The organism is Bacteroidota bacterium, assembly GCA_030706565.1.
Lineage (GTDB): Bacteria > Bacteroidota > Bacteroidia > Bacteroidales > JAUZOH01 > JAUZOH01.
In genome coordinates, this window is record JAUZOH010000452.1 from 1 (window position 1) to 2,881 (window position 2,881).

The 2,881-nt window shown below is 38.9% G+C and carries 3 protein-coding genes; 1 reads left to right on the forward strand and 2 read right to left on the reverse strand.

Features of this window, described 5'->3' with window-relative positions:
- The first annotated feature begins 813 nt into the window (after positions 1-813).
- Positions 814-1,014, forward strand: a complete 201-nt coding sequence (locus Q8907_15450; GenBank protein MDP4275666.1) for a hypothetical protein — start codon at positions 814-816, stop codon at positions 1,012-1,014.
- A gap of 5 nt (positions 1,015-1,019) precedes the next feature.
- Here the strand turns inward: Q8907_15450 and Q8907_15455 are convergent, their stop codons facing one another.
- Complete coding sequence (locus Q8907_15455) at positions 1,020-1,850, reverse strand: HAD family hydrolase (GenBank protein ID MDP4275667.1); 831 nt, start codon at positions 1,848-1,850, stop codon at positions 1,020-1,022.
- Positions 1,851-1,916: 66 nt separating this feature from the next.
- Positions 1,917-2,591, reverse strand: a complete 675-nt coding sequence (locus tag Q8907_15460; protein ID MDP4275668.1) for an OmpA family protein — start codon at positions 2,589-2,591, stop codon at positions 1,917-1,919.
- Positions 2,592-2,881 lie beyond the last annotated feature (290 nt).

A 2,881-nucleotide genomic window follows, 5' to 3' on the forward strand; every position in this document is an offset into this window, starting at 1 on the left:
CATCCCAAATTTTGAAGACAATGGAAACCATGGAGGTACCAGCGGTACGGGGAAAAAATGAAAAATATTCCTCTATGTCTTCTCTGTGTACCTCTGTGTTATTGTATCGATTTATTACACTGAGAACCACAGAGTTTTAACACAGAGTGCCACAGAGAAATCTGTTATAACACCTTTATACTACTTGCGAAACTTAAAGAAATTATTCTTACGTTGAGTAAGTCATGAGTTAAGATGAGTAATTCTGAGTATTGGCTTCGACTCCGCTCAGCTACCGGAAAATCATACTTCCACCGGACATGCTATTCGCGGTGCCTGAGCGGAGTCGAAGGCACAGGAAAATTGATTTGATCTGTCCCCTGTTTTCTACCGGATCCGAACCTTTGAACCCTTTGAACCCTTTGAACCCTTTGAACTTTTGAACCTTTGAACTATCTCAAACCACCTCAAACCATCTCAAACCACCTCAAACCACCTCAAACCATCTCAAACCATCTCAAACAATTTCAAACCACCTCAAACCACCTCAAACAATTTCAAACCATCTCAAACCACAAAAACCACAAGGATTACACAAGGTTCACAAAGAACTTATATTCTTAGTGAACTTTGTGGTAAATGTATTTCAAACCATCTCAAACCCTTTTTTATTCTGTTAATGGTTAAAAAAAGCTGAATCACCTGTATTCATCAAATTAAGGATATGAAAAAATCAAATAAAAATTTTCAGGTAGAATTTTATATTAAAAAATACCTTACCTTTGCGGCTTCAAATTTTAAAACATTTTTTAACAGTAATTAAGTTTTTTTAGAATGGAAGTAGTTGATAATGCAGAGGTTATAGGCCGTACCATAGGCGAAAAAGATGTTTACCTGATTCATGATCTTGCAACGGGTGCAATTTGTTCTTATGTAAATTCTGATGGATTGGATATAGAATTGGGGATGGAAGGCAAATTGACCTATAAAAATGTTTCAGAAAACGAGATTGTAAGTTTCGAAATATTTCAATAATAGACTTATCCTAAGTTCTTCAGCAAATTATCTGAAGAAATTTTGGTGAGTATGGCTTTCACCAGTTTATCTATTTTATTATTTTCTGAATAATCAGCAGGTGCGATAAAATTAACTCTTTGTTGTTCGATGAGTTTTTCGGCATCTGTTTTGGCCCCTTTGGTTTTGCTTTTGTATACTGCAATGGAATGGCCCCCCTGTTCTTTGACCAGTTTCATGCAGGGTACATCCGTGGTGCCGTCGCCGAGGTATATCATATTGTGAAAGGGAACTGGCCGGTCTTCCTCAGCAACAAATTCGTTGATCCTGGAGTCGTCCCACTCATCCAAAACCCCTTTATTGATCCGGAAAAGAAATTGAGTTTTTGTGGTGTAGTTTACAGCCAGGGCTGGCCAGTAAGCCACTCCATTGGAATTATACATATATCCTGAAGCATATATCTTTTTAAATTTTCCGGCGATCAGGGTTCCTTCAATCATTTCGCGCAGGCCGGAAGAAACAATATAATGTTCTACTTTTATATCCAAGGCATTGCCAAAAGCATTGATCCGGTCGAACCAATCCTGAGCCCCGGCAAACAATTCCACATTTTTTCCAAATTCCTGGAAAGATTCTTTTTTTACTTCAACCCCTTTGTAATTGGCTTCTTTGAGCATTAATTCCATGTAAGCAAGGATCCTGTCACCCTGTTGCTCAACGGTAAGGCGTTTTGCCTCGTCCCAGAACTCGGAAGGTTTTTTCCCCAAGTGGGGGATGAAATCATATTCCTGCATGTTGCCTGGGGATAAGGTGCCATCGAAATCGTAAATGATCGCTGCGGTGAGAGATTTTTTCATGTTGAGGGGTAGAGAGGTATAAAAAATCAGGGCGAAATTTTTACGCCCTGATATGAAGTGAAGGGATTAGATTTTCCCTTTTTCTGCAGCTTTCTTTAGTTTATCATTAGCAAAGATGGCAACTTCCACACGCCTGTTTTGTTGACGGCCTTCAACGGTTGTATTGTCGCCAACAGGTTGAGCGCTGCCATAACCTTTGGTAGTGATGCGGGAAGCCAAAACTTTGTTCGAAATCAAAAAATCCGAAACCGATGTAGCCCGTTTCTCGGAAAGTGGCTGGTTAATTGCATCTGAACCCGTGTTGTCGGTATGGCCTTCAATTAAGATGTTGGTGTCGCTGTACTTGTTTAAAACCTTGGCAAGTTGGGTCAGGTTATCTTTGGAAGCCTGCCGCAGGGTTGATGAATTTACATCATACAATATACCCGAATCGAAAGTGATTTTGATACCTTCGCCTACGCGTTCTACTTTGGCACCTTTCATATCATTTTTTAATTCTGCTGCCTGTTTGTCCATATAGTGTCCTATAAGTCCACCTGCTGTACCACCTAGAGCAGCACCAATAATTGCACCTTCTGCAGTATGCCCTGAACGGCTTCCAATTAACCCTCCAACTACACCACCTGCGGTTGCCCCAATTGCGCCTCCTTTAAGAGCTTTTGATGCATTACATCCATTCAGTAGGCTTATGCAAAGCACAAGGGTTAAAATCTGAATGCAAAGATTCTTTAACTTTTTCATGATTCTATAATTTAAAAAATTGAAATTATAAACGAAGATAGTACTTTTTCCACATAGAAATAGCATTTATTTTCTTTTATTGTTAGTCCTGTCTGATTTTTGGTGATAAGATTTTAGATATCAATATCATTTTTTGTTATTTTTTATTCCAAAACAGAGAACCCAAGGGCATAATTTATTTTTGAATCCTATTATCACAGGTATTTGTGTTTGTTCACAAACTTGTTCGTTTCATGTGTAAATAATTGACAATGTTGGATGAATCCGCACATGGCGGATTCCCCGAAAGG

Excerpts from the sequence above, each read along its gene's own strand:
- Q8907_15450 (MDP4275666.1), top strand. The coding sequence starts at position 814 with ATGGAAGTAGTTGATAATGCAGAGGTTATAGGCCGTACCATAGGCGAA.
- Q8907_15455 (MDP4275667.1), bottom strand. The coding sequence starts at position 1,850 with ATGAAAAAATCTCTCACCGCAGCGATCATTTACGATTTCGATGGCACC.
- Q8907_15460 (MDP4275668.1), bottom strand. The coding sequence starts at position 2,591 with ATGAAAAAGTTAAAGAATCTTTGCATTCAGATTTTAACCCTTGTGCTT.